At 40.9% G+C, this 25,993-nt stretch carries 32 protein-coding genes and 1 pseudogene; 10 read left to right on the forward strand and 23 right to left on the reverse strand.

Features of this window, described 5'->3' with window-relative positions; genetic code table 11:
* Window positions 1–5 precede the first annotated feature (5 nt).
* From plsX to BW961_RS13685, 4 genes are all read right to left on the reverse strand, one after another.
* Entirely contained in the window at window positions 6–998 is a 993-nt protein-coding gene (plsX, locus tag BW961_RS13670) for a phosphate acyltransferase PlsX (RefSeq protein ID WP_068580467.1), read from the reverse strand.
* Complete coding sequence (fapR, locus tag BW961_RS13675) at window positions 982–1,587, reverse strand: transcription factor FapR (protein WP_076576869.1); 606 nt, start codon at window positions 1,585–1,587, stop codon at window positions 982–984. The genes plsX and fapR overlap by 17 nt, the downstream gene beginning before the upstream one ends.
* Before the next feature lie 239 nt (window positions 1,588–1,826).
* Entirely contained in the window at window positions 1,827–2,000 is a 174-nt protein-coding gene (gene rpmF, locus BW961_RS13680) for a 50S ribosomal protein L32 (RefSeq protein ID WP_068531780.1), read from the reverse strand.
* A gap of 57 nt (window positions 2,001–2,057) precedes the next feature.
* Complete coding sequence (locus BW961_RS13685; RefSeq protein ID WP_068580471.1) at window positions 2,058–2,570, reverse strand: YceD family protein; 513 nt, start codon at window positions 2,568–2,570, stop codon at window positions 2,058–2,060.
* A 201-nt stretch (window positions 2,571–2,771) separates the two neighbouring features.
* On the opposite strand from BW961_RS13685, the gene BW961_RS13690 reads away from it, so the two are divergent.
* The gene (locus BW961_RS13690; protein WP_068580473.1) at window positions 2,772–4,007 is read left to right on the forward strand and encodes a nucleotidyltransferase; all 1,236 of its coding nucleotides are present in this window, start codon (window positions 2,772–2,774) and stop codon (window positions 4,005–4,007) included.
* Here BW961_RS13690 and BW961_RS13695 read toward each other — a convergent pair.
* Window positions 3,997–5,040 carry a SepM family pheromone-processing serine protease gene (locus BW961_RS13695; protein ID WP_068580475.1) on the reverse strand — a complete coding sequence of 348 codons (1,044 nt, stop codon included), beginning with the start codon at window positions 5,038–5,040 and terminating at the stop codon, window positions 3,997–3,999. The genes BW961_RS13690 and BW961_RS13695 overlap by 11 nt on opposite strands.
* Window positions 5,041–5,171: 131 nt before the next feature.
* Here BW961_RS13695 and BW961_RS13700 point away from each other — a divergent pair, with 131 nt between their 5' ends.
* A complete protein-coding gene (locus BW961_RS13700; RefSeq protein WP_068580477.1) occupies window positions 5,172–6,389 on the forward strand; it encodes a nucleoside recognition domain-containing protein in 1,218 nt (405 codons plus the stop codon).
* On the opposite strand, the gene coaD is transcribed toward BW961_RS13700, so the two are convergent.
* Together coaD and rsmD are read right to left on the reverse strand one after the other, a co-directional pair.
* Window positions 6,367–6,879 carry a pantetheine-phosphate adenylyltransferase gene (coaD, locus tag BW961_RS13705; protein WP_068580479.1) on the reverse strand — a complete coding sequence of 171 codons (513 nt, stop codon included), beginning with the start codon at window positions 6,877–6,879 and terminating at the stop codon, window positions 6,367–6,369. The genes BW961_RS13700 and coaD overlap by 23 nt on opposite strands.
* Complete coding sequence (rsmD, locus tag BW961_RS13710; RefSeq protein ID WP_068580481.1) at window positions 6,863–7,474, reverse strand: 16S rRNA (guanine(966)-N(2))-methyltransferase RsmD; 612 nt, start codon at window positions 7,472–7,474, stop codon at window positions 6,863–6,865. Before rsmD ends, coaD begins: the two co-directional genes overlap by 17 nt.
* 731 nt (window positions 7,475–8,205) lie before the next feature.
* Here rsmD and BW961_RS13715 point away from each other — a divergent pair.
* On the forward strand, window positions 8,206–8,484 hold the full coding sequence (locus BW961_RS13715; protein ID WP_068580483.1) for a hypothetical protein: 279 nt from the start codon (window positions 8,206–8,208) through the stop codon (window positions 8,482–8,484).
* 86 nt (window positions 8,485–8,570) lie between these two features.
* Entirely contained in the window at window positions 8,571–8,942 is a 372-nt protein-coding gene (locus BW961_RS13720) for a hypothetical protein (RefSeq protein ID WP_068580485.1), read from the forward strand.
* Between the two features lie 66 nt (window positions 8,943–9,008).
* Here the strand turns inward: BW961_RS13720 and BW961_RS13725 are convergent, their stop codons facing one another.
* Window positions 9,009–9,341: a YolD-like family protein gene (locus tag BW961_RS13725; RefSeq protein ID WP_068580488.1), complete on the reverse strand. Its 333-nt coding sequence runs from the start codon at window positions 9,339–9,341 to the stop codon at window positions 9,009–9,011.
* A 714-nt stretch (window positions 9,342–10,055) separates the two neighbouring features.
* Between BW961_RS13725 and BW961_RS13730 the strand changes: the two genes are divergently transcribed.
* Window positions 10,056–10,322 (forward strand): DUF2642 domain-containing protein, encoded by a 267-nt coding sequence (locus BW961_RS13730; RefSeq protein WP_244555951.1) that lies wholly within the window; start codon window positions 10,056–10,058, stop codon window positions 10,320–10,322.
* A 75-nt stretch (window positions 10,323–10,397) separates the two neighbouring features.
* On the opposite strand, the gene BW961_RS13735 is transcribed toward BW961_RS13730, so the two are convergent.
* Together BW961_RS13735 and BW961_RS13740 are read right to left on the reverse strand one after the other, a co-directional pair.
* On the reverse strand, window positions 10,398–10,748 hold the full coding sequence (locus BW961_RS13735; RefSeq protein ID WP_068580490.1) for an ASCH domain-containing protein: 351 nt from the start codon (window positions 10,746–10,748) through the stop codon (window positions 10,398–10,400).
* A 183-nt stretch (window positions 10,749–10,931) separates the two neighbouring features.
* Window positions 10,932–11,372: a phosphoadenosine phosphosulfate reductase domain-containing protein gene (locus BW961_RS13740; RefSeq protein WP_082867326.1), complete on the reverse strand. Its 441-nt coding sequence runs from the start codon at window positions 11,370–11,372 to the stop codon at window positions 10,932–10,934.
* On the opposite strand from BW961_RS13740, the pseudogene BW961_RS13745 reads away from it, so the two are divergent.
* Window positions 11,371–11,562 (forward strand): annotated as a pseudogene (locus BW961_RS13745) (tyrosine-type recombinase/integrase); the annotation flags it as partial. The gene BW961_RS13740 and the pseudogene BW961_RS13745 overlap by 2 nt on opposite strands.
* Before the next feature lie 343 nt (window positions 11,563–11,905).
* Here BW961_RS13745 and BW961_RS13750 read toward each other — a convergent pair.
* Entirely contained in the window at window positions 11,906–12,244 is a 339-nt protein-coding gene (locus BW961_RS13750) for a DUF4064 domain-containing protein (protein WP_068580494.1), read from the reverse strand.
* Window positions 12,245–12,512: 268 nt separating this feature from the next.
* A complete protein-coding gene (locus BW961_RS13755; protein WP_068580495.1) occupies window positions 12,513–13,433 on the reverse strand; it encodes a glycoside hydrolase family 25 protein in 921 nt (306 codons plus the stop codon).
* Window positions 13,434–13,587: 154 nt separating this feature from the next.
* Between BW961_RS13755 and BW961_RS13760 the strand changes: the two genes are divergently transcribed.
* Window positions 13,588–14,586, forward strand: coding sequence for a phosphotransferase family protein (locus BW961_RS13760; RefSeq protein WP_068580497.1), 999 nt, complete (start codon window positions 13,588–13,590; stop codon window positions 14,584–14,586).
* 60 nt (window positions 14,587–14,646) lie between these two features.
* On the opposite strand, the gene BW961_RS30910 is transcribed toward BW961_RS13760, so the two are convergent.
* The 4 genes from BW961_RS30910 to BW961_RS13770 form a co-directional block, all read right to left on the reverse strand.
* Window positions 14,647–14,775, reverse strand: a complete 129-nt coding sequence (locus tag BW961_RS30910) for a YjcZ family sporulation protein (protein WP_211269746.1) — start codon at window positions 14,773–14,775, stop codon at window positions 14,647–14,649.
* 114 nt (window positions 14,776–14,889) lie between these two features.
* Window positions 14,890–14,997, reverse strand: a complete 108-nt coding sequence (locus tag BW961_RS30915) for a YjcZ family sporulation protein (RefSeq protein WP_211267831.1) — start codon at window positions 14,995–14,997, stop codon at window positions 14,890–14,892.
* A 166-nt stretch (window positions 14,998–15,163) separates the two neighbouring features.
* Complete coding sequence (locus BW961_RS13765) at window positions 15,164–15,382, reverse strand: helix-turn-helix domain-containing protein (RefSeq protein WP_068580591.1); 219 nt, start codon at window positions 15,380–15,382, stop codon at window positions 15,164–15,166.
* Between the two features lie 81 nt (window positions 15,383–15,463).
* The gene (locus BW961_RS13770; RefSeq protein WP_068580499.1) at window positions 15,464–16,342 is read right to left on the reverse strand and encodes an SMP-30/gluconolactonase/LRE family protein; all 879 of its coding nucleotides are present in this window, start codon (window positions 16,340–16,342) and stop codon (window positions 15,464–15,466) included.
* Between the two features lie 181 nt (window positions 16,343–16,523).
* Between BW961_RS13770 and BW961_RS13775 the strand changes: the two genes are divergently transcribed.
* Together BW961_RS13775 and BW961_RS13780 are read left to right on the forward strand one after the other, a co-directional pair.
* Complete coding sequence (locus BW961_RS13775; RefSeq protein WP_068580501.1) at window positions 16,524–18,503, forward strand: elongation factor G; 1,980 nt, start codon at window positions 16,524–16,526, stop codon at window positions 18,501–18,503.
* A 52-nt stretch (window positions 18,504–18,555) separates the two neighbouring features.
* A complete protein-coding gene (locus BW961_RS13780; protein WP_068580503.1) occupies window positions 18,556–19,227 on the forward strand; it encodes a tetratricopeptide repeat protein in 672 nt (223 codons plus the stop codon).
* Between the two features lie 5 nt (window positions 19,228–19,232).
* Here the strand turns inward: BW961_RS13780 and BW961_RS13785 are convergent, their stop codons facing one another.
* Both BW961_RS13785 and BW961_RS13790 read right to left on the reverse strand, forming a co-directional pair.
* Complete coding sequence (locus BW961_RS13785) at window positions 19,233–19,865, reverse strand: SGNH/GDSL hydrolase family protein (RefSeq protein ID WP_082867327.1); 633 nt, start codon at window positions 19,863–19,865, stop codon at window positions 19,233–19,235.
* A 207-nt stretch (window positions 19,866–20,072) separates the two neighbouring features.
* Complete coding sequence (locus BW961_RS13790) at window positions 20,073–20,690, reverse strand: TetR/AcrR family transcriptional regulator (protein ID WP_068580507.1); 618 nt, start codon at window positions 20,688–20,690, stop codon at window positions 20,073–20,075.
* Between the two features lie 159 nt (window positions 20,691–20,849).
* Between BW961_RS13790 and BW961_RS13795 the strand changes: the two genes are divergently transcribed.
* The gene (locus BW961_RS13795; protein ID WP_082867328.1) at window positions 20,850–22,553 is read left to right on the forward strand and encodes an MFS transporter; all 1,704 of its coding nucleotides are present in this window, start codon (window positions 20,850–20,852) and stop codon (window positions 22,551–22,553) included.
* A gap of 78 nt (window positions 22,554–22,631) precedes the next feature.
* Here BW961_RS13795 and BW961_RS13800 read toward each other — a convergent pair whose 3' ends face one another.
* The 5 genes from BW961_RS13800 to BW961_RS13815 all read right to left on the reverse strand — a co-directional run bounded on the left by BW961_RS13800 (window position 22,632) and on the right by BW961_RS13815 (window position 25,964).
* Window positions 22,632–23,126: a GNAT family N-acetyltransferase gene (locus BW961_RS13800; protein WP_068580595.1), complete on the reverse strand. Its 495-nt coding sequence runs from the start codon at window positions 23,124–23,126 to the stop codon at window positions 22,632–22,634.
* Window positions 23,127–23,133: 7 nt separating this feature from the next.
* A complete protein-coding gene (locus tag BW961_RS13805; RefSeq protein WP_068580508.1) occupies window positions 23,134–23,913 on the reverse strand; it encodes a class I SAM-dependent methyltransferase in 780 nt (259 codons plus the stop codon).
* Between the two features lie 46 nt (window positions 23,914–23,959).
* A complete protein-coding gene (locus BW961_RS13810; RefSeq protein ID WP_068580510.1) occupies window positions 23,960–24,358 on the reverse strand; it encodes a DUF2500 domain-containing protein in 399 nt (132 codons plus the stop codon).
* Between the two features lie 305 nt (window positions 24,359–24,663).
* Entirely contained in the window at window positions 24,664–24,816 is a 153-nt protein-coding gene (locus BW961_RS30530; RefSeq protein ID WP_156510094.1) for a hypothetical protein, read from the reverse strand.
* A gap of 104 nt (window positions 24,817–24,920) precedes the next feature.
* Window positions 24,921–25,964: a DUF1835 domain-containing protein gene (locus BW961_RS13815; protein WP_068580512.1), complete on the reverse strand. Its 1,044-nt coding sequence runs from the start codon at window positions 25,962–25,964 to the stop codon at window positions 24,921–24,923.
* Window positions 25,965–25,993: the final 29 nt, after the last annotated feature.

The raw sequence follows: 25,993 nt of genomic DNA on the forward strand, positions 1-25,993 counted from the left end.
GTCACTCACTTCCCACTGATTTCCTTCGATATACTCGGTACCAATTCATTCTCAAGGGCAATTCTAGTCTGTTTCACTGCATTCTTAATGGCATTACCATCAGATGAACCGTGGCTTTTCATAACTAGACTACTTAATCCAAGCAGAGGAGCAGCTCCAGATTCAGAATAATCTAATTTCTTCTTCAGTCCTTTTAACTGTGGCATCAGTAAAGCTGCGCCCATCTTACTTTTAAATGTTTGACTGAACTGTTCTTTCAGCAAGCTGAACATAGCTCCAGCTGTACCTTCAATGCTCTTCAACAATATATTGCCGGCAAATCCATCACATACGAGCACATCACAGTTACTTGCCATGACATCACGCGCTTCTACATTACCCACAAAGTGAATTGGCATCTCCTGCAAAAGAGGAAAAGCCTCCTTCGTCAGTTCATTACCTTTGCCTGGCTCAACGCCCACATTCAACAGACCTACACGTGGCCTTGCAATTCCCTGTACCTTCTGACGGTACAAGCTACCCATTAAACCGAACTGAGCTAAGTGTTGTGGCTTAGAATCCATATTAGCGCCAAGATCTAGGGCAATCACTCCAACATCATCTAGCGTAGGAATCATAGCGGCAAGCGCCGGTCGTTCTATGCCTTCTATTCGACCGACCACAAGTAATCCTGTGGTCATTAGAGCGCCCGTATTTCCCGCGGAAATCATAGCATCCGCTCTACCTTCTTTCAACATCCGTCCCGCAACAACCATAGAGGCATCTTTTTTACGACGTACAGCTTTTACCGGTTCATCGTCAGAATGTATCACTTCACTCGCATGCTGGATACTAAAGTTAGAAGGGATATCCCTCCCGCTTAACAGGGGTTCGATTTGAGCTTGGTCCCCCACGAGTATAATCTCTATATCATTCCATTCAGCGGCAGCTGCCAGCGCCCCATCTATATTAGATTGAGGAGCATGGTCTCCACCCATAGCATCAATGGCGATCCTCATGCTGCATTCCTCCCTCGCTGTTCTCTTCACCCGTTGACCTATAAATGAGGAAATTGCCTTGAAAGACCATTTCTTCACCCACATAGGTAAACACTTCAACCTTAGCTTTGCCCTTTTGGCCAGCCATATCTCTGACATATGCTTTAGCTATACATTTCTCTCCCAAATGAACGGAGCGGAGGAATCGAATATCCGACGAAGCTGTCAGCGCAATCTCATCATTAATGACTGCAACGGCTAATGAGTTCGCTTGTCCAAACACATAATGTCCACGCGCTATATGTGTGCGTGAGAATACATGTTCATCTCGAATTTCGAATATGGAGATGCCACTCTTGTCTAATTGCAAATCCACAATCTCCCCCATGACTTCATTCAACGGTAAAGAGCGAACTTGATCATGCGAATGTTCCGCCATCTGCTTCATCCGTTCGCGAAGTTCAGGTATGCCTAGCTCCATCCGATCTAAACGAACGGTCTGGATACTAACCTTCAATTCTCGTGTTAGTTCACGATCCGTGACAAACGGATTCTGCTCGATCAACTCCATCAATTGCCGATGGCGCATCTTCTTAGGTAATCGTTCGATGACGGTACACCTCCTTACATCATATGTACAATTTTATAATTACATTTACATTTATTTAGAAATGAGAATAATAGAAACCTCATCAATCATCTTAGAACCTGGTACTAATATGTAGTATAAATCATGCTGTCTCAAAAAGAAAGTCCCCTCTAACACAATCGTTGTTGAAACAAGTATAAACTCACTTTTATATAAAAAAAATAGTACCTCACCTAGATGAAGTACTACTTGTTTGTTGATTACTGCGAAATAATTTCTCTTGATTTGTACGTTCCACAAACTTTACATACGTGGTGAGCAAGCTTCAATTCTCCGCATTGTTCACATTTCACCATACCCGGCACTGTCAATTTAAAATGAGTACGACGCTTATCACGACGTGTTTTGGACGTTCTTCTTTGAGGTACTGCCATGTTCATCCACCTCCTTATTTCAATCAACTCGTCATTAACGAGAGGAATGTTACATCACTATTCAAAAAAATCCTTCAGTACTGCAAGCCGTGGATCGACTACTTTCGTGTCGCAGTTGCAAGTACTTTCATTCAAGTCTGATCCGCATCTCTGGCAAAGTCCTTTGCAGGAAGCCTTACAATACGAAATCTGGGGTAGGTGCAGCAGAAAAGCTTCTTCCACAAATGGGATAAGATCCACCACATCATCATTGACGAATAAGGTATCGCTATCTTCATCCTGAATCTCTTCAGACTGCTTCTTCACCAACTTGAAGACTTCGTGAAACGGAATGTACAATTGCTTAGGAACTTCTGTCAAACAGCGTGAACACGCCATATCAACTTGTCCAGTAAGCTTGCCTTGAACCTCAACCGTATCGTCGCCTACAAATGTTGCTTCTAAATCAGCATGAACCAATTCTGAAGCAAGAATGTCTGCGCGACCTTTAATCGCACGATCCACATTTACTTGTTCAAGAAAATGTAGGGGTCCATCTAACTTTACAATTTTGCGAAATTCAAATTGCACTCTTATCACTCCAAACAAACAAAAATTATTATACCGAGATATGAGTAGGTTTGTCAACTATAATCACATTACATACCGTTATTCTTTCTGGAACTGATGATAATTATGATATATTTTTAAAGAACCCTATAATCAAGAAATGGATTCTAAGTCATTATAAAAACACGATCAATAAATATACCAAAGGAGTTGAGTTCTGAAATGGGTACTGTTGTAGGCATTATTGTAGAATACAATCCATTACATAACGGTCATGTTCATCATTATAACAGAGCCAAGGAGATTTCGGGAGCAGAACATTCGATTGCTATCTTAAGTGGACCTTTTTTACAACGCGGTGAACCAGCATTATTAAGTAAGTATGCACGCGCAGAGATGGCTCTTGCAATGGGTGTAGACCTTGTTGTAGAGCTACCCATCCATTATGCGGTTCAGCCTGCGGAATGGTTCGCATACGGCGCTGTATCCTTACTAGAAGCCACTGGCATTGTCGATTTCCTCTGTTTCGGCACAGAGAGCGGTTCTCTTGTTCAATTGCTACCCCTAGCGAAGCAACTTGCCAACGAGAATAATAAGATGAAACAAGAACTTAGCCGATTATTAGACCAAGGCATGAATTACCCAACTGCCTATAGCGCTGCAGCTGGTATTCTCTCTACCGACATTGAACAGAAAGAAGAAGTCCGTCAACTTCTGCTACAACCTAATCACACATTGGCACTTCATTACCTTATTGCTCTCGAACGCTTAGGAAGTTCCATTATTCCTTTAACTATTCCTAGAGAGAGTGCTGGATACCATGACATCACGCCAACTGAATCAGCCATAGCTAGTGCTACCGCCGTTCGAAAACTTATCTTGGATGACCATATTGAAGCAGCTGCTCCATACGTCCCACCTTACACCCTTGATATTATGCGACGTGAATTCACAGCTGGTCGTGGACCTCTCCATTGGGAGTCATTCAGACAGCCTCTGATGCTTCTATTGATGACACATACCACATCCGAGTTGTCTAAGTTGCACGAGGTCACGGAAGGCTTAGAACACCGGATAAAGAAGCTTCTGCCGACTCTCTCCTATGCTACAGTAACAGAATTACTACATAGCTTAAAAACAAAACGCTATACCCATACTAAATTACAACGTATGCTTGCCCATATCTTACTTCACCATTCGAAGGACGAAATGTCTCCCACACAATTATCAGATGGCCCCGGATATTTACGTATTCTCGGTTTTAACCATCATGGACAATACCTTCTCAAACGAATGAAAAAGACTGCGTCATTACCCATTGTCATGAAACCTTCTGCTCTTAATCATGATCATCTTGAGCGAGATTTACAGGCGGCTTCTGCCTATGCCAATGCCTACAGTCAACCTAATACAAGGGAAATATTCCGAGATTATTATGAGCCACCAATCAGGATGTAGTCTGAATCTTCTCCATATACTTCAAAGCGTCTTCCAAGGTAGACACTGGAATAAGCTTAATTTTCGTTCCAATCTCATCAGCTTTGGCTTTGGCCTCATCATAGTTGTCTTTTGGAACGAAAAATAACTGCGCTTTCTCCCGATCTGCTGCAACAATTTTGTGTTTGACCCCGCCAATAGGTCCCACTTTTCCATCTACAGAAATTGTACCTGTACCTGCAACACGGTAGCCTTTTGTCAGATCACCAGGTGTCAATTGATTATAAATCTCCATCGTGAACATAAGTCCTGCCGAAGGTCCACCGACCTTTGTACTTACAAATTCAACCTGTTTCTTAGGGTCTTTCGCCGTCACCTTCTGCATCGTGCCAATCATAATGCCAAGCCCAGGTCGATAGGTGTTCGTCTCACTATCTTTAATTGATACCAATGGGACCTTTTCTTCTAAGACAAGACCCGCTCTCTCTAACTTTACGGATACAATATCTCCTACTTTCTTACTATTTAGGAGGTTGGCCAAATCAACCGTATCCATGATTGGATCCGAATCCACTTCCATTACTTTATCGCCTGGTTGAAAATACTTGTTATTACTTCCATCCTTTGGAGTAGAGAATACAAAGAGATATTCCGTTTGTATTTGGTAGGGGATATGTGCTTGCTCATACGCTGCTTCTACAGCAGAAGATTGTGAGTCGCTCATATAAAATAATTGTTGCGCTGCATATTCCTCTTTACTCTTTTCACCCAATCTAGATTGCTTCTTATCCACCTCAGCGTTCGGATTAAAAGAAGATAGCGCCAGTAGCGCAATATTAGCGTAACTTGCTGATACCGTTGTCATCATGAAGGTTCCACGTTCCGTGGTATCCCCTTCTTTCACCATGATCATTGGCTTCACTTCATCAGCGCTACCTGGTTGATAAATAATATATGGTGTTGGCATGAACACCATAACATAACAAAGAAGGGCGACCATAAAAATATACCTAAACACCCGTATTGTTTGCGATTTATTGTTGAGTATCTTCATGTTCTTCCCTCCCCCTTTGCATCTTCTAAGTTCAAAAAGCTGGTCTTATGTCCCTGCGTTACGCATAAATTGGGTAATACATAGCTTGTTTCATGTTGGTTCTACTATGTTTACTCAAATGAGGTGATTCCATGTTCAGTCGTAGTAAATATTTATTCAGAGCTCCTACAATAACGTTAATGTTAGGCATCCTTTCGTTCCTACTCGTCATTGGCATCGTTAGCTCCCCTGAACAAACCTTTCGGGCTTCATTAGAGGGACTGTCCATGTGGTGGCATATTGTTTTCCCCTCACTGCTTCCCTTTCTCGTACTATCTGAAATCCTTATAGCCTATGGATGGGCTCATGGGATTGGCGTACTTCTGGAACCACTTATGCGAAAAGTATTCGGCCTACCCGGAGTCAGCGGATGGGTATTAACGATGGGAATGACGACAGGTTTCCCAGGTGGAGCCCATTCCACATTGCAATTAGTCGACCAAGGAGATCTCACGCCTCGTGAAGCAGAACGAATAACATGGCTATCTCACTTCTGCAATCCGATGACGATCATTATTTTCATAGGAATCGGGCTATTCGACAAGCCTTCAACAGGTTACTGGTTACTCGGCATTCACTGGATATCTGGCTTTTTTGCTTTTCTGACCTATACGTCTTTTAGAAAGTTACTCAGAAAAAAAGGAACAGACCCTCTGCTCCTCGAAAGAGGTATTCAAGGCCCTCGCCTTTCTTTGATACAAAGAGTATGGAGGGCTATTGACAAAGCTCACGTTCGTGATGGACGAAGTTTCGGTAAACTTCTTGGTGAATCCGTAAGCCATGCAGTTCAGGCACTGCTAGTCATTGGAGGATACATTATTATCATGGCTGTCATCATCCATCTTGTTAGCTATTATATTATTCCCGGCGTACCTGCCTATTACATATCTGGCATATTCGAACTTCATTTGGGAGCGAAAGCTCTCAGCTCAGCGTCTACGCTTACACCCGTCATCCAGTGGTCCTTGTTGTCAGCCATGCTTGGATGGAGCGGTCTATGCGCGATGATCCAGTCCATCTCTCCATTAATGAGAATCGGAATAAGACGTATTCCCTTTGCTATGATTCGTTTGTTACATGGCGCTTATGCCTTTGGGCTTACACTATTGATATGGAAGCCACTGCATCTCTTTGTCCTTCAAGCTGAACCCACATTCAGTTATTCACCAAATTACACTAACCAAATGTCACCCAGTTCCCTTATCTGGTCCCGCATACCTCTCATGCTGGAATGGCAAGGGTTCGTACTGATCGGTCTACTTCTATTATCATTAGGCGTCGTCCTAGTTACTGCTCGGAGATCCCATTAAACTTGTGATGTAACGCTTGTCCCACTTCGGGAGATACCCATTCGTTCAAGTCCCCATTATATTGAGCAATTTCTTTAACTAGACTGGAACTCAAATAGGAGTATTCAGGATTGGTCATCATGAAGATTGTCTCTGCATCAGGGTTCAACTTATGATTTGTTGAAGCTAGTTGTAGCTCATATTCAAAATCCGTGACCGTCCGAATACCACGAACAATAACATGCGCTCCTTGCTCTTTCACATAATTAACTAGCAGTCCACGAAAACTGTCCACTTGCACATTGGGTATGTGTGATGTCACCTGTCTCAAAAGCTCTTTACGTTCATCAACTGAAAACAAGGCGTTCTTACTGACATTGTTCAGCACAGCCACAATAAGAACGTCAAATTGTTTAGAAGCACGTTGTATAATATCCATATGTCCCAGGGTTACTGGATCAAAACTTCCGGGATATACGCCAATGCGTGGAACATTATTCTGTTGTTTCATGATGATCCTCCTCGATCTGATGAACCTGTGTTTCCATTTTATTTAACTCATATCGGTAAATCGTAATTCCACATTCCCCGTATATTGCTTTACGAGTACAGGAGAAATGCCCGAACTCATCCGGATACTCATATTTAGAATCATGTTCTATCACGATGGTTGCGAGATCTTGAAGTAAAGATCTCTCATGCATTTGCTGTAATAACTCGTCAGCGTTCTTCATGCGATATGGGGGATCCAAGAATACCGCATCCATCCGCACATCGCGTTTCGCAAGGACTTTGATCGCCCTTTCCGCCTCATTACGGAACACTTCTGCTTGAGTATCCAATCGCGTTGCCTTAAGATTCGCACGAATCGTCTCGATACTCTTAGGATCCATATCTATGAATATGGCATGTTCCATGCCACGGCTTAATGCTTCAATGCCCAAACCGCCCGTTCCAGCAAATAAATCCAGTACGGTTCCCCCGTCGAAATAAGGACCTATCATGCTGAATACAGCTTCTTTAACTTTATCTGTCGTTGGTCTTGTCCCTGTTCCAGGAACACTCTTTAAAGGTCTGCCCTTCGCGCTTCCCGATACAACTCTCACTCGCTTTGTTCACCCATTCTATTTCAAAAGTTCAATGCTTCAATTAGCATTTTTATGACGATATCGTACCACACAATCGTACACTTTGAAAAACAAACGACTCGGAAGAAGTTGTTTGTTTTGAATATTATGTATAAAAAAGTTCTCTCAGGGAATGCTTATTTTATCGACATCAAGAAATTGTCGTAGACAACCGCAAGAAGACTTACGTTTCCCCATAAGCTCTTCGTCCGGTTTCTCCTCTCCCATGAGGACGCCCTGCAAGGGGCGTCCAATTTTTTTTGTTTATAAAACCCTTTGTTTATATGCCTTTTCTTCAATAATATCGACATTATTATTATAAGAAAAAAGCTGATTGTAGACCAAATAAAAAATGATACTTCATAATGCATGCTATTAAATGATAAAAAGCCTCGGATTATTCCGGGGCTTTTTTTTCTTTCTATTATCAAGGTCTTTGCTACGACGATATTTGACTCTTCCACATAGTCGGAAAATAATATGTAAAGTATTACTGATATGCCTAAGAGATTATATCCATTTGAATTAATAAGGACAGTTGGCATTCAACACGAATATTTGTTCCTGTTTAGAGTTTGGAGGAATCGCTATGACTCTACCTAAAATGATTATGGTTGCTGATCGTTATAGACTCCAGCTTTAAAATGGTAACATTCACCTTATTCTGACAGACTATAAATACATTACATGAATTAAAAGTACCCCAACCGATGGGGATATGTTGCGGGGTTAAACATATTGAGAAAGATCATTGTTATTTTATTAATTGTTGCGTTACTGGATGTAGTTCCGGTGCAGCTAATACCGAAAAATTAACATCATTAGAGAGTAAAGTAAGTGAACTATCGACAGAGAATACTGACTTAAAAAAGCAGTTATCTGAAGCAGAACAACAAATTGATGACCTTAAATTTGGTCCTGACAAACTGCTTGCTGGAGCTAAATCTTTATTTGAAAGAAAAGACAGCAAGCGGCCGTTGCTAATTTAAGAAAAACTGTCGATGAGGTCACAGGAACAACATACTATGAGGATAAGACAAGTCCGAAGTACATAAATGATAATGGATTTTACGCTATGATCTCTAAAAATAAAGATGGTGTGCCTGTCTTATTTGTTCGGTTTTTATATAATGGTGATGATTGGGTTTTTATAAATAAATACATTATTAAGGCTGATGATAGCACGTTTGAAGTAACGCCAAGTTATGGTGAAATCACTAAGGATAATGACTACGGAGAAGTTTGGGAGTACTATAGCGCCGTAGTAGATAAGAACATTCACGAAATTATTCAGGCTGTTATCAGTTCGAAGAAAACAATAATCCGTTCCCAGGGAGATGACAAGAGAAACGATCGTACTGTAACTACTGCCGAGAAGAAAGCACTACAAACTATGCTTGATGCATTTAAAGCCATGGGTGGAAGTGATGTTCAGTTCACTCTATAACCAACAAAAGAAACCCGCCGACCATTTAAGGTTAGTAGGTTTCTTTTGATATTCCCTAACAACTCGTTATACTTCTGCCGCTATAATATCCTCATACTTGATCCACTCAGAATCATCACCAAAGCTCAGCTTAACTTGCTTACCGTATGTGTCAACTCTGGTTACCATTCCAGTGACTTCCCTATTTTCAAATGAACCAAAGACATGGATTGTAATAGGTACGTGCTCCCTGATCGATTCGGATAGCGCATGCTCTACTATCTCCCATTGCTGTTCATCGAGGTTTGGCTTTACTCTCCTGTTTATCTCCTCTGCTTGTCTAAAAGCAGCTTCGCGGTGTTGAGGAATTATAAACCGAGATGACTCATAAACCCCATTACCTTGTAGCTTCTTACTCACTATTAGTCCCCTCCCATTATGATGTCCAATATGTTAAATCGTTCGCTATTACGAGAGGTGACGGTGGTGTTACTCCATCTCGATCAGAATCTTCTAAATAATTATGCCCTCTAGCTTAGATTTATCTTCCCAAAATATATACCGTTGCTGGGTTAAGTTCACCATTGCAGCTTATTATTCTATAGTTTCTTACGTCTTTATTACCAATAAAAACAAAATTGATAGACAATATGAGAATATCCTTCCTGTACCAAAAGCATATTGGGATAAGAATATATGGGTACAGACCATAAGGTTTGTGCTTTTTTATTGCACAGTGTGTGTCTTATGCGTCATCACTCGCTACTCGCTATACCCTGTTGTGATTCCCGAAACACTTCCCATTCTCCGCTGTCAATATTCTTTTGCGCTTCCTCGGGCTTTACCTCTGAGTACGAATCCGTCCGAATAAACAGCTTGGATCATTCCGGTAGGCATCCCTTCATCATCCCAATAGCGTGAAATTAGTATCTTACCTAATCTTGGAGCGTTGCCGAATTCGCAACCATCAATGTCTTTGATCTGGAAATTTTGAACTTTGTTTATATGTTACATCCGTTATCGCTCCTTTATAGAGTGCTTATATATCCTAAATATTCACTTTTAGGCTGACGCCCAATTCATTTTATAGGCAGCTGCATAGGATGCTGTATAAATTAATTAGGAGGTTTTATTTTGAATTATCCAATGCATCAAATGCACAACCCAATGCACAACCCAATGGACCACCCAATGCACCACGCTATAACGGTCCACCCGGTCGATCCATACGTCGTTGAAGCTTTAAAGTGTCATCTGGGAAAAAATATTATGCTTGAAACAACACGTGGAGCCATCACCGGATGTGTCACTGAGGTAAAACCAGACCATGTTGTTTTAGATGCTAGAGGCAGGAAGTGCCTTGTACGTATTTGCGAAATTGTTTGGATGATGCCTGAATAGATTGCTAATCAGAAGAGCTGTGAAATCAGCTCTTTTTTTATACCCTCATACTTAATATTCAATACAGGGTGTAACCTAAACCCACGTAAGTTCTGGCAGCTCGACCCATATCACAGCACCTTGTGGGTGTTTATAAGGTCTTGGTTCAGGGTAGGTTATTGGGTTTTTCAAGACCCACGCATATGGCTGCTTATATGTTACTGGTACGTCAGACGGTATGCGGTGTTCTTCAGAGCTTAATCCATACATCGCTGGTGTTAACAGCATACAATCAACTAAGTCAACCGTTCCATAAATTAAGCCGCTGCCACTCTTTATAATCCCAATCGTTCCAAGTATATGTGTTTGTCTATCCCGGATCTCCCATGTCTTTTTACCGGACAGGATCAGGTCAGCCCATTTTGGTTTAATGATTAGACCGTTCATGTTGTCGCTCCTTTATGGTTATTTATTTGGTATAATCTTTAAGAGGTGAAAATGATGAATGGTAAATTATTTGTTACTATAATGGTTATTGTCTTGCTGATAATTGGCGCTTGTTCTTTGTACATAGCTCAACTTATTAATTCCGTTTAGGGTATGGGTTATATATTCAATACAGGGTGTAACCTACTCACATAATCCGTACTGGCTGGAGCATAAAGGCACATCTTCGAACTCAATCGCTTTTAATAGGTCTAGTTGTTTTCCACCATATGCAGTCTTTGACCATTCAATTTGGTTATCGATCCCAAGCCCGTCCTTATTTGCGAAAAATGATGCTCCATTACGTTTGGATACCTGTTTAACGATCTCTTCCCAGCGTGCAATTCTTGCAACTTCTTCCGGATATCTTCGTGCTATTTCAAAGAGTTCCGCCTCACCAGTGTTGATACACGGCATACATCCAACGCGTCCCATGCCTTCTTTGTAGAGCGGATTAGGTTCAATACCATGCTTGTCGTGCATCGCAAACACTTCTTCAACTTTCCAATTCAATAGCGGACGATAGATTTCATAGCCCTCTGGAGTGCCTTCTCTTTCGGGTAGCTTAGACCTCGCATAACTCATACGATTTCACGATCTCAGACATACATCAGCTACTTTATTAATCAATCAAGGAGTTCATGCTAAAATTATTTCTGAGCGTCTAGGTCATGCTGATATCACTACGACGATGAACGATTACGGCTATGCGTTACAATCAGCAGACAAAAGCGCTGCCGATAAACTGGATACGCTTTTCAGATCAACTGTATAATTTGTAGACCAATTGTAGACCGAATGTAGACCAAAGGATATCAAAGGATACAAATAGATCATAATAGATGATAAATCAAATGCAATAAAATACAGCAGATAATAAGGTTTATGAGAAAATACTAGCCGGTTATCCTCATCTCCCATGAGGACGCCCTGCAAGGGTCGTCCAATTTTTTCCTAAATTAGCAGGCTCTCCTTAATGAAGTAAGGAGAATAATAAAAAGTCGCCTTTCCATTCAACAAACAATGGGAAGGCGACTTTCTCAATTTAAAATCATGATTTTTTCGGTGGCCTCGAGTCATTCAAAGGTCTTTTTTATGTAAATAAAAATAACCTTGATCTATGCCTCGATCGCGCTTTCGATCTTCTTCTTTTTGGTTAATATGCCCATGAATCCAGCAATAATGAAAAGAACCCCAGAAAGGATATAGAACATAGAAATACTTACGAATCCTGCAATACCACTAATGAGCATCAACCATCCGGATAACTTCGGCTTGCTTTTAGCAAATGCAGATCCAACTATACCTAAAATACTAAATAATAACGCCGCTATTGCCAACCCCGTAATCTGAGAGGTGCCACTATCCGAAAAAGCAGCGTCTATACCTCCAATAAACATAGCGAGTATTGAAGCGATAATTCCAAAAATCCCAGCAATTAAACCCATCGCAAACATTGTTTAACCCCCTAATTAATAAAGTAGTACTATAGAACCATTCTACACAATCCAACATATTCCTTTTTTTATTTTAAATTTTCATGATCAATGAATTTCATGTCAAATATCACCCTCACTAACAGTATAAATAGCCCCATTAGGTGAAATGACAGTCATTTTTGTAAATTTTCAAGATCGACTAGTGGTTCATTCGAACTAGCAAATCTTTTATTACAAATAACAACCCCGCAAGCAATAGGCCCACGGAGCTTAATTAGATTAACGACTATTCGCTCTCTTTCTCAATTACCTGCAATCGCTTCTCAAGATCAGCAATCTGAGTCGTGTTGCCCGCAATTAATTTAAGGAAATTATTTCTCAACTTATTAATAACCATAGCGGTTTCTTCACGTGTGATCGCTGCACCTGGTCGTGTTCCATCAAAATAACCGTTCGCCTTCGCTTCTGCCCAATTGTCAGCTGCCCAGGCACTAACAACATTAATATCTCGTTCTGTCACTGGCACATCTCCCCCTCCACTGGCTTTTTTATATGCAGCCTTTAATTCTGCCAACGTTCCATTGTATTCATTAAGATCTACCGGTCCTGAAATCCCTGCTACAGATCGACTACCGCTGGAACGAGTTCCCCCGGTGGAACCATCGCTGTACTGCCATATCGTCCATTCTCTCCATGCCTTGACATCCCATGGGACAGCCGTTCCATATCGAGCAATCCATAGTGAATACTTCCCTATTTCGAGATCGAATTGTTCCGCAAAACTATTGCCGGTATAGAGAATTGGAGTGACTCCAGTAAGTCTCTTAATCTCTGAAAGAAACGTTTGTGCTATCAGATTAACTTGCGCTGTTGAGATGCCATTTATTACTTCATAGTCTAGTACCGGAGGGAGATCAAATATCTGTACTCCTCCAGCTGCCCTTATCGCAGTATAATGGTCATTGGCTGCCGCCTTCGCAAGCGTAACAGTCGTTACGGATTTGTCTAAATAATGATAGGAACCTACCAAGATACCTGCACCTTTGGCAGCTGCGACGTTCTTCAGAAACATGCTATCTATGGAACTTTGAGTCGCCTTGATGTATGCGAAGTCAATCCCATCAGCCGCTACCTTAGTCCAGTTAATCACACCCTGATGATGTGAGACATCAATCCCCTGTAAATTCGTGCTCTTTCGCGCTTGCATTCATATCCCTCCTTCCTCTCCTTGATATAGTAGATTCTTTATATATATCAACTGCTTGTGTTTTTCGTCTGTCAGTTACACTATAATCTGATAAAATAATATTGAAATACTCGAGCTTCATAAATATAAGAACAAAATGTGGAGGTTATAACCATTGACTACCCAAATATATTTTGCTTCTAATAAATTAGGTGCGATTACCAATCATCAATTACAATTAATGCTTGACCGATTTAGTCTCGGCACATTAATTTCTTCAGAAAAAACGGCATTGGGTATCATGGGACAAACCATGAATGTATCATCATCGACAGGTGATTATATCCTAAAAGGCAACCCTCTTTTTTTTGGACAATTCTTAGAAGAAAGGTTCTTTGTAGACCATTTGCATCAACATACTACACTCCAAGTTCCCTCACCTTATCTTATCGATGAAACTGAAGATATTTTCGGATGGAATTATTCCATCATGCCACGTCTTCCAGGTATTCATATGAATGCACCTGATATTCAACCCTTTCTCACAACCACAGAGGATAAAGAACACCTGGCTGAATTAATGGCCAACACATTAGTTGAATTACATCATTGGAAAGTTGCGCAGTTCGGAGAATTCGATCCACTGACTCGTACGGTTCGTCCTTTCGAAGGCTCATACAGGACATGGCTGTATTCCACCATTAGATATTGGATAAATGATGCTACCAAATACTCCATAATAACCGCCCAAGACTTAATATGGGTGGAACATATACTTCAAAGTTCGCAGAATGTTTTTGATGATCTACATTTCCCAACATTTGTCATGGGTGATTTCAAACCTGAGAATTTCCTTATTCACAAGCATAACGATGAATGGACAATCAGTGGCATATTCGACTTTACCACATCCTATTTTGGAGATGGCCTCGCAGACTTACCCAAAATAACTACTATGTATTTAGAGAATGGGGAAGAAGCTCTGGCAAGGAAATTCCTCTCCAGTTATGTAAATTCAACAGAACATCAAACATTCAGAGACCGCTTCAGAGTTCACATGCTTCACAATTGCGCGTTAGTATGGGGATGTGCCAAAGCAACCCAACAAGTCACATGGGATGAAGAACTTTCTTTTGCCGAATGGGCTAAGAGATACACCGAATTCTCAATTTAAAAATATAATTCATTTAACCTGGAAGCATCCCGCTCCCAGGTTAAATGAATTATATGCTTATTAACACCATCCTAGGCCAAGAGTAATGATGACCAATAGAATGAAGAGTACAAGAATTGCTCCTGTAGAACCGAAAGGTCCACATCCAACGCCTCCAACGCCTCCAACTCCTCCAACACATCCGCTCATGAATTTTCCTCCTTTCGAAAGGAAGTCTATTTATCACATTTATAAACGTATTGGAGACTGAAAATCATTCTCCATCTTCCTGTCTATCTTGATGTTTGGGTTGATTGGTTTGGCTTACAGAATAAACGCGCGTGTAATTATAACCAGCAAAATGAAGAGTACCAAAATCGCACCTGTTGATGTGAAAGGACTCGGGCCAATTCCATAACCAACTTCGCTCATTCCAATTCCTCCCTTCCCTTTAACATATTGTAGGATATGTTATTACAGGTCTCATGGGTCTGGACATTTCCCCATTTTCAAATCATAATTCAAGCCCAAATCAGCCAAAAGGGAGACCCCTAATCAGAGCCTCCCCATGTTATTCTTCTATACAACAACCTGAATATCACAATTCTTTTGCCGCTTGAACCCGTTTTCTCTGATCCACGAGACCAGAATCCCCGTGCTCTCGATACTTCCTCATCCACACTTTAAGTCGTCCAATGTCAGCAATTCCAAGTTCAGTTGCTACTTCTTTTTTGGTCATCCCTTGAAGTCGCATATCTACTGCCTTTTTCTTCGTATCGAAACTGTAAGAACTGAAAACTTGCCCTTTCTTGGCCAATATAATCACCTCAAGGTATTTATCGGACACAAGAGGTATTTTATGAAAGCATTTTCACATTCTTCTCCAAAAATGATGATTTCACCCGAGAGTAAAAGGAATTGTTGCTTGACCCTTCACTCCTGTCTTGACACGAAAAAGATTCCCAGACAATGGATGTGCTTCCAAAAGCTCATATTTCATTCCCGTACAGGCTGTTGTGATGTAGAGATCTTCCAATTCTCTACCACCAAATACACAAGATGTCACATGACCAGAGGGTACCACTATTTGATCTAACAACTGACCTGTGTCTGGATTCCAGCGTGCTACCCTTCCCCCATTCCACTCCGCAATCCAAAGCATACCTTCCGCGTCTACTGTCATTCCATCCGGATAACCTGCATCATCTGGCATCTTAAAAGCCATTCGACGGTTACTTATCGTTCCCGTAACCCGATCATAATCAAATGCATCTACTTGTCGAGACGGCGTATCAATAAAGTACATTGTACTACCATCGACGCTCCATCCTAGTCCATTTGATATAGAAACATCATCCACAACCTTACGAACAGATAAATCATGATCTAGACAATAAAGTGACCCGCAGTTCACTTCACCTTCGAGGCTCATGGTTCCTGCCCACAATCGCCCAAATGGATCGCATTTACCATCATTAAATCGATTGTTTGGAAGATGTTGTTCTGGATTAGCGATGAACGTTAAAGTTCCTGTGGACAATTGATATTTATGAAATCCTTCATATAATACAACGATAACCTCATCTTCACGAAAAGGAACAACAGCACCAATGGATTGCCCTATTTCATAGGTAACATCTTCCCCCGAATCAAGATAATAGATATGTAATAGATGCAGTTCAATATCCACCCACAACAATCTGTTACTCTCTGCATCAAAACTTGGGCCTTCACCTAGCGTTGCATTTGCATGAACGACGACTTCCAATGGTTCCATCAGATATACACACACTCCTTCTACATACCCCATTTACTTCATCACATACATTCTAATATGGGAAGTTGTCCCAGTCGATAGTCTAATAACTATTCTTTTCAACACTAATTCTTATATTTAGCAATACATCCCTGTGATATAATAGAATCAACTAAAATTTGTAATCAACGGGGTTGTACACATGGTAAGTCAATCGATGAGAAACGTCGGAGTTTTTGCACACGTAGATGCAGGAAAAACGACTACAACGGAACATATGTTATTTAAGAGCGGCACGATTCGGAGCTTGGGAAGTGTAGATGATGGAACTGCCCAAACAGATAATCTTGACATTGAACGACAACGGGGAATTTCAGTTCGTGCTGCCACCACGTCTATTATCTGGAGAGACATCTATATTAATCTGGTAGATACTCCTGGGCATGTGGATTTTCTGTCAGAAGTAGAACGTTCAATAAGAGTCATGGATGGAGCTATATTAATCGTATCTGCTGCTGAAGGCGTCCAATCACAGACAGAGACCATATGGCATGCGCTCCGCTCCCTTAGCATACCCACCATTATATATGTGAATAAAATGGATCGAGTCGGAGTATCCGTACCTGATGTATTAGAGCAAATTAGACGCCTTCTCTCCCCATCGACAGTCCCACTCCAAGTTCCACAAGGTGCGGGGGAAGATTTCACAGGAATACTACCTATTTGGAACACACTGCAAGACGATCAGAATAGCGAATTAGACTTATCCACAGTCATAACATCGGTCGCAGACCATGATGATGAGCTCATGTTACGCTATATCGAAGGTGAGCATATACCCATAGAAGAACTTCAGAATCGATTCCAATCCCTTACGAAAAGTGGGCACTTATTCCCCCTATGTTTTGGTTCTTCCCAAAGGGATATTGGTGTGGCTGAGCTCATGGATGCCATTACCACGTATCTACCGTCCCCAATGGGTGATGTAGAAGCTCCTCTATCAGGCATCATTTTCAAAATTGAACGTGATAAAGCCATGGGACGCACTGCTTATGTGAGACTATTTAATGGATACTTAAGAAACAGAGACCTAATCCATAACGTTACAAGAGATATCCATGAGAAAATCACACAAATCCGAAAGCTTGAGGGAAGAAAGTTCGTAGATTTAGGACAGGTATTCTCAGGAGATATCGCTGCTGTCTATGGATTAAGTCAAAGTAAAATTGGCGATGTTCTAGGAAGTACTGTGGGTGTACCTTCATCCCCCGAAATCGCCATTCCTTTACTTACCGTACAAGTACATGTCCAAGATGAGCATCGCTATTCCGACTTAGTAGAAGCACTACAAGAGTTAACAGATGAAGATCCACAACTCGATTTACAATGGCTTCAAGATGAGCGTGAGCTACACCTTAAAGTCATGGGAGCGATCCAACTAGAGATTTTATCGAGCTTGCTTATGAGTCGCTTCGCTCTTGAGGTAACATTCGACCAGCCATCCGTCATCTACAAGGAAACGCCAACAAAATCCGCAGAAGGATTCATTGCATATACCATGCCTAAGCCTTGCTGGGCCGTACTTCGTTTCCAGATTGATCCTCTTCCACGAGGAAGCGGACTGGTATATCAGTCGGAAGTCCGATCCGACGATCTTCTTATACGATACCAGAATGAAGTGGCTCGCCGTGTTCCCGAAGCCCTCCTCCAAGGACTTCATGGATGGGAAGTGACTGATCTCAAAGTAACATTAACCGAAGGGGAACATCACGTATGGCATACACATCCACTTGATTTCGTAGTGGCGACTCCTATGGGGATTATGGATGGACTTGCTAATAGTGAAACAACCCTTCTTGAACCTTTGCTGAAATTCAGAATAACTACACCAGAAGAATATGGGGGTAAAGTGCTAAGTGATCTCGTTCAAATGAGAGCTGAGTTTGAACCCCCTTCTATTATCCATGGAAGAATTATGGTGGAAGGCATTCTGCCCGTAGCTACTTCTCTTGAATATCCAATAAAGTTACGCTCAATGACTGGCGGACGAGGGGTTATGTCTTCTTCCTATGCTGGATATCAGGCATGTCCACCCGATGTACATGTAGATCGTCCAAGACGTGGCGTCGATCCACTTGACCAATCAAAGTATATTTTAAGTGTACGAAATGCCTTATCGTAGCCGTAAGGAAAATTATTAATGAACGGTCTTCATGAAAAATAAGGAGGAAAATATGCTGAAATTTATTGGTTTCATGTTTTTATGGAGGTTAGTAGGGAATCCATTCCTTGCTATTCTCATTATTCTGGTCATCGTCTATCTACTTGATCGCCGTTATGTAGGTGTATTTCCTAGCCTAACAAAACCTTACAAAAGAATGAAGCGAATCTCCACACTACGTAGAGAGATTCTAATGAATCCTAATGATGTCACTTCCAAACATGAGCTTGCTCGTCTCCTCATCGAACGTAAGAAGTTCCAAGAGGCACTTAAACTCCTTGATTCCATACAAGTACAATTCGATCATTCAGCAGAATACTGGGATGATCTTGGTACCGTCAATCTAAGACTAGGTCACGTCCAAAAGGGTGAAGAATACATCCTTAAAGCACTCGCCATTAATCCACGTGTGAAATATGGCCAACCTTACCTTCGGTTAGCCGGAATATATCAACACTCAGATCAACAAAAGGCAGAAAAATATGTTAGAGCATTCCAGGATATTCATTCTTCTTCAAGCGAAGCATCCTATCTATTAGGAATGATGTATAAAGAAATGGGCCGTAAGCAAGAAGCTAACGATGCGTTCCGTGAATCAATTGATATTTACCGTTCTCTTCCTAAATACAAAAAACGCCAAGAACGGAAATGGGCCGTTCGGAGCGTTTTTCGAAAAATGAGTTAACACATTTACACTAAAGAGCCATATCCTAACCGATTTAATTGTTCTGCAATAATGCTGTAACCATATCCATTCGGGTGAAAGTGGTCGAGTGAGAGTAATGCTCTCTCTCGACCCTTGAAAGAAGCATAGATATTAGCAACCGCAAATGTACCGTTCGTATAGCTTCCTAAATACTGATTGTATTGTTGAACATAATAGGATGCCCCTTCTAATTGAGGAAAGGGGTTATATAATCCCACCGCCCGGATGATGTAGGGTCGTTTGGAATTCTTCTTCAACTCGTAAATTATTTTGAGTATTCGAGAGAAATTGGTTTTACAATTAGAGAGTGCTTCATGAAAGTCACGCCCAGATAGATTACCTGCTGATGACTTTGCCGCCCGTATCAGATCGTTACCCCCAATGGAAATCGTTATGATATCGGCTTGACTCACTAATTGTCTGAACGAGGGATTTCTGCTTATATAATCATACAATCCTTGCGAAGTTAATCCATTCACCCCTAAATTATCATACGCGACAAAAGTTCTTAGATGACGCTCTGCTAACCTTCTGTATACTGGGACAAATCCGTTTCCCGGCAAAGCCCCAAAACCAACTGTCAATGAATCTCCAATCGCGGTGTATTGGAATGCCACATCATTCAACCTCCTAAACATCTCTATTCGAACTATCTAGATACCATAGTTTATGAATGTTGGATCACCTCTGCTACGGGAGAATGCCCTGCTTATCTTGTACAATTGTTAGAAAATAATAGACAAGAGACTATCGATCTTATCGATAGTCTCTTGTTTGTACCCGCCACTAGCCGAATAACAGGTATGTTGGTAGGCATGATTGGGTCAGTTGAATAAGTAGCCTGTGATCATGCGGGTAAGTTCAGTTTTCAGACGATCAGCTGAGACGCTTCGAGTAGAAAATACAACCGTATCTACAATGCTTTGCATCGCATCATAAACAACAATGGATGCTGCCTCCAGATCCTTAACCTTTAACTCCTCTTTTCCCATCTGCAAATAATTCAATGTTTTACGACGACCTAGGTCATGTTGCTCATCCATGAGCAATTTAATTTCCTCATCCGCTTCATACATGACCGCAAGCTCTTTATGAAATTGAGAATATACCCCATGTGAAGCTATAAGACTGTCAATCAAATAGGTAATTGCCGCTTGTTTGTCATGACTATGAAGTTGCACTTCTACAAGTGAGGCTTCCACTCGTTCCAACAATGCGTTGTTGTAAATTTTGAGAACATCAATGAAGACAGCTCTTTTATCTATGTAATAGGAATAAAAACTACCTGTCGATACACCGGCAAGCGCAGCAATTTGTTTCGTATTTGTGCGGTGAAAGCCTTTATCGGAAAAGAGCTTCATTGCAGCCTCTACAATGGCTTCTTTAGTTTTGATACTCCGTTCTTGTTGGGGAGTCCTTATTTTATCTTCCATCTCTTTCATTGTCACTTCCCCTTTTATATCGATTGTAGGGGTGGAAGTTTCCAATGTCAACCGAAACTGAACCATGGTTCATATTATCATTGACAAACATGAACTGAAGTTCATATAATCAGAAAAGATGAACTAGAGTTCATCTTTAATGTGAAGGAGTGGTGACGATTGAGTGCTGGGATGAAGAGGGCTTTTTCTTTCACGGCCATTGTGCTGGGATATTTCATGGCTTTACTGGATACGACGATCATTAACATTGCATTACCTGAAATGACTCGTCATTTCGGAGGCACAGTATCGCAAATTTCATGGGTTATGAACAGCTATAATTTAGCTTTCGCTGTGTTCATATTGATTGCCTCACGATTGGCTGATCAATTTGGACGAAAAAAAGTTTTCCTCATCGGAATTATACTGTTCACGTTAGCGTCACTATTCGCTGGATTCTCGACGAATCTGGGAACACTTATTGCTCTGAGAGTCCTCCAAGGGTTGGCGGGAGCTATCATTGTCCCGATCACGATTCCTTTAACAACCACGACATTCCCCAAAGAAATGCATGGAGCAATCATTGGTATCTGGGGAGCTATCGCTGGCCTTGCAGCAGCATGTGGTCCTTCACTCGGTGGAATAATCACAGAGAAGCTAAACTGGCAGTGGATCTTTTTTGTAAACGTCCCGCTCGGTCTACTCAGTCTTATACTCACGATATTCTTCATTAAGGAATCCAAGGATGAGTCCGCAGGCAAAATGATCGACTATGCAGGAATGTTTGGTATAACAGGCGCCATGTTCTTCATAACGTATGCTCTTATAAAAGTGAAGGATTTCGGATGGGACTCGAGCTTCATCTTCATCCTATTCACGTCAGGACTGTTATTTCTACTATTCTTCTTGCTTACGCAGTGGAAAGGGAAGGCACCTATGCTCCCTTTATCACTTCTTAGAATTAAAGCTTTTGACGGAGCAGCACTGACCTTGCTAGTCGTGGGCGCGGCGTTATCAAATATAGCAATCCTGACGTCCTTCTTTCTCACTAAAGTCATGGGCATGACCGAGCTTAAGGCTGGGTTGATTCTGTCCATCCTCGCCGTCGGATCTATTGTATCCTCTGCGGTGTCTGGACCATTATCGAATAAATATGGAAGCCGCCTATTCGGTGCAATAGGCGTTACGCTCATCATCATTTCTACTTACTCACTCAGCGGATTGGATATCCATTCCACAGTGATGGAAGTGTTATTGCGACTTGGGGCGGCCGGAATCGGCGTAGGCTTTACAATGGCGCCAGTGATGTCATCAGCGATCCGTAATGTACCCGAAGATAAGGTTGGCATATCATCGGGCGTCATTAATATGACCAAGGCCCTTGGCAGTGTGCTTGGTGTGGCTATTATTGTGACAGTGCTACAGCAGAATATCACGAATCAGCTGGAGTCAGCTCGCATTCATGCTATTCAAACTGTAGAACAGAATGCAAAGTTTGCGCCATTTGTAAAGGATTTACTTAAGACAACAATAAATGCTTCTGGGAATAAGGAGCCATCAGGTTCCAGTGGAAGGTCCGGTACGGAGAATATTGCCGTCATCATCTCTGCACAAGCGGAAGTAACCGCGGCGAAGCTATCCTTAGAACAGAAATCAGCATTTGTTGCATCTGTTAAGGATCAGATTCAGGAAGCAGAAAGACTCATGCCACAAGTAAACAATGAAATCAAACAATCATTGTCCAAGGCGTATAGCACTACCTTTATCTTTGCTAGTTATTTGTTGCTCCCTGGCATTTTGTTTGCACTGATGAGTGATCGGAGAAGAAAGATGGGGGCTGGAGTGAAGCTTTCACCTGTAGTTAAAGATGCAGCGGGAGATTAAAATTATATTGGAAAAGGATGCCGGACTTCTTTTCAGAGTCTAGCATCCTTTTTGTATTAACATAGTTTAGATCTTCATTTATAAAAGCTTTGCCATGTAATATTCATCAATAAGTGTATTATCGATTTTTATCGAGTGTTTCTTAGTTCCTTCAATGATAAACCCTTGTTTTGTATATAACTTCACCGCAAGTTCGTTATGTACCATTACAGTTAATTCTAACCGTTGTTTGTTGTGTTCCCTCGCCCATGTCTCAACGCGATTTAATAGCTTAGTTCCAATTCCTTTACCCTGATAATCAGCAAGAATTCCAATAGCAATAGATAGGGAGTGGTTAATACGTTTAATGCTTGAGCCCATACCCGCTACGAAACCAATAATTCGCTCACCTTCGATCGCAATGAAAAATATGGTGTCTTTAGCTTTCTTGATTCTCATAAAGCTTTGAGTTTGTTCCCCTACCGTTACAGCTCTTTCATTGGGTTCATATAACATGAACTTAGTCTCTTCATCTAATAGCTTAGTAAATTTAAGGAACTCTTCAGCGTCATTGACTTCAATGTTTCTTATAATCATGTGTCTACACCTTTCTTGCAATCCAGATTGTCCATCTATCCCTCTCCTGAATCACTTTAATATTCTCATCCAATTTAGTGCGAATGAATTGTATTAATTCCTCAACTTCTTCGTCATTCAATTCGTGAAGAATAGATCTTCCCGTTCTCCCCCTAAGGTCTTCTTCTAACTCACTGAACTCTTGATATGTTTTTCTAGCTTCCGAGAATTGAACTTCCTCTACCATTTCAAATTCATTTCTGGTCAGTGCATTAATAACTTCATCACTTGAGAATCTTCTACGCGTTTCTTTTTCAATCAAACGAGGATATTTCTCAAAAAAGTGCCCTCTGATATGTGTTTCACTACCGGGTAATAGGCAATCTTCAGGTGTTCGATCTTGGACAAATAAGACTCCGCCTGGTTTTAGAATTCTTGCTGCTTCTTCAAAGCATAAATCAATTTCAGTAATATGATGAATTAGTGCACGCTCTAGGATTAAGTCAACAGATGCATTAGTTAGTCCAGTGTCCAAAGCATTTCCTTGTTCATAAGAAATATTATAAAAATCATTACAATTCGCCATAGCCCCTTCAAGATTCGATCTTGAAAAATCCATAGCAATGACGTTACTTGCGCCCAGTTCAGATAACACTTTCGAATAAATCCCCCCTCCACAACCCAGATCAAGGGCGGTGAATTGATCACCGTGAATATATTTCTTTATGAGGTCATTCCAATCTCTATCCGCAATTCTAGTGGTGTATGTAAATTTATTATTTTCGTCATGAAAATTAATTGTCATTCGATTTCCTCCTTTCTATTATTCGATTACCTCATGATCAATCACCTCAGTGACTCGGTTGTCTTATAAATTCTTTAAATCGAGTTCCTTGATAGGAAAGTTCACCTTGATCTCCAACCGTCGTTAACCCGTAATAGTTACCTCTGACATGCATTTCTTTGCGCGTGCTATCTTCAAATTCAAAAGTTATAAAATAATTCGTACTTGCGCTTGAATCTCCTGATCCTCCCGAGACTTCCGTTCTTTTATCGACTACCTTACATCTCTGTACCATCATCTCAGCGGCATTATTTGAACTCCAAGTCTTTAATCCTTTAATAATCGCATAAGAGAATGCCCCTATTACTAACGTTATTAATAGCCCTCCAAATAATATAAAAAACAAAGGCAATTCGCTAATAAAACCAAAGAATCCTGATCCTGGCGGTCCACCAAAATTATTCATTAACAATCTCCTCCAATGCTGGTCCTATGATGGTCATTTCTTTCTCCATAAACTTGCCCATAAAAATGATTGTCCGAAAAGTTCATTATCTTGTTCCTGTTCTTTCATGTACCGAATCTCAATTAATTCAAAGTGAGCACTTAAAATACTTCTCAACTTCTCCTCACTGTATGCCATGCCACCTACAATATTCCTCTTACGATAAACTTCATAATCTGTTAATTCTAATGGTCCGCCTACATCACCAAATCCAGAAGCGAAACAAATTAATCCTAAATATCCTTTTGGTTTTAAAGCTCGTTGGATTAGATCAATGTATTGAAATCATTACACCCTTCACCATAACCTAGCTCTAATACTTTACCTGAATCAAATAAATTTCGATCGAAATAAGACACGAGATTCTCATCAGGATGATCATTCAGAAATGACATATAATCAGGTCGTTCTTGATACACTGAATTCAATATTCTGTTGGGTCATCAAATACGTCATCTAAAATAGTGAGTACATCTTAAATATTTTTTTATAATCATATCCGTCATAATCATTTCCTCTCCATTCAAATCTTTAATCGAACACAATAATATCTCATCGCTTTAGGAACTCCCTTAATCTCAAGAATCCCGCTATAGATAAGCTGCCGAAGCCGATGCTCAAAGAATGAATCCGTCAAGAGTTGTTCTAGATTTCCAATGACCTCTCCAATCACTCTTGCTGATTTAATGAACTCGTGATTCCCAAAGTTGCTATGAAGTTTACTCACAGTTTCTATAATGTACTGGTCATAGTAATCTTCATTAACATGAATAACTTCTTGCTGTTCCCAGATCCGAAGGACAGAAGACTCCCCAGAGAGATTTAACCATTCCTGCTCAAATGCCTCTCTCTGCGTCCTTGTAATTGCAGCTTTGCACTCATTATGTTTCATAATCTGCCCGAGCTTCTCAGGATTAATTTCTCCCGTATGTCTATAATCAATAGTCAACTCAGGGGTATCAAATAACGTATGGCTATCCACTGCAGTATTAATCACATATATCGGGTTAGATTTGTTACGAAAGAGATTCAGAGCATAACGTACACCAATTTGTTCTAATGCATTATTTCCAGTCCAAATCGTGATGGGGATATGCTCTGGGATTCTCACTATTTCAGCAACAACTTTGTTAATAAAATATTCATCGTACATGAAATTGTCATCAGCGTCATGTAGATTCATCCGATCTCGAAACCATTCGCGTCTACAATTACGCCCATCTGGTGTGTTCAACTGTTGCATTGGACCAACAGCGTAATTATCACGTAGAACCATCACATGATGCAGTGAACGTAATCCCATCTGCTTAAGCGCAAATTTCAGCCCGCCCGCTGAAGAATCGCCAAACATAACATGGACGTGGCTCAATTGATCACCGAAATCATCATTCATTTTTTTCGTATATCCCTCTATTAATTCTTGATACTCCTTCATTGTGTCATGAACGAACTGTTCCTTTGAGTATTCTCCATTGTCTAACCGCTCTATATTAAGAAAGAAATAATATAATAAAGATTTCGCTTCAATTTCCGTTAAATCATTCATTATTTTGCGTAAATCTTTCACCACATCACCCCTTTAGCTACTACTAATAA

The sequence above is a fragment of the Paenibacillus macquariensis genome (assembly GCF_900156375.1).
Classification (GTDB): domain Bacteria; phylum Bacillota; class Bacilli; order Paenibacillales; family Paenibacillaceae; genus Paenibacillus_AQ; species Paenibacillus_AQ macquariensis.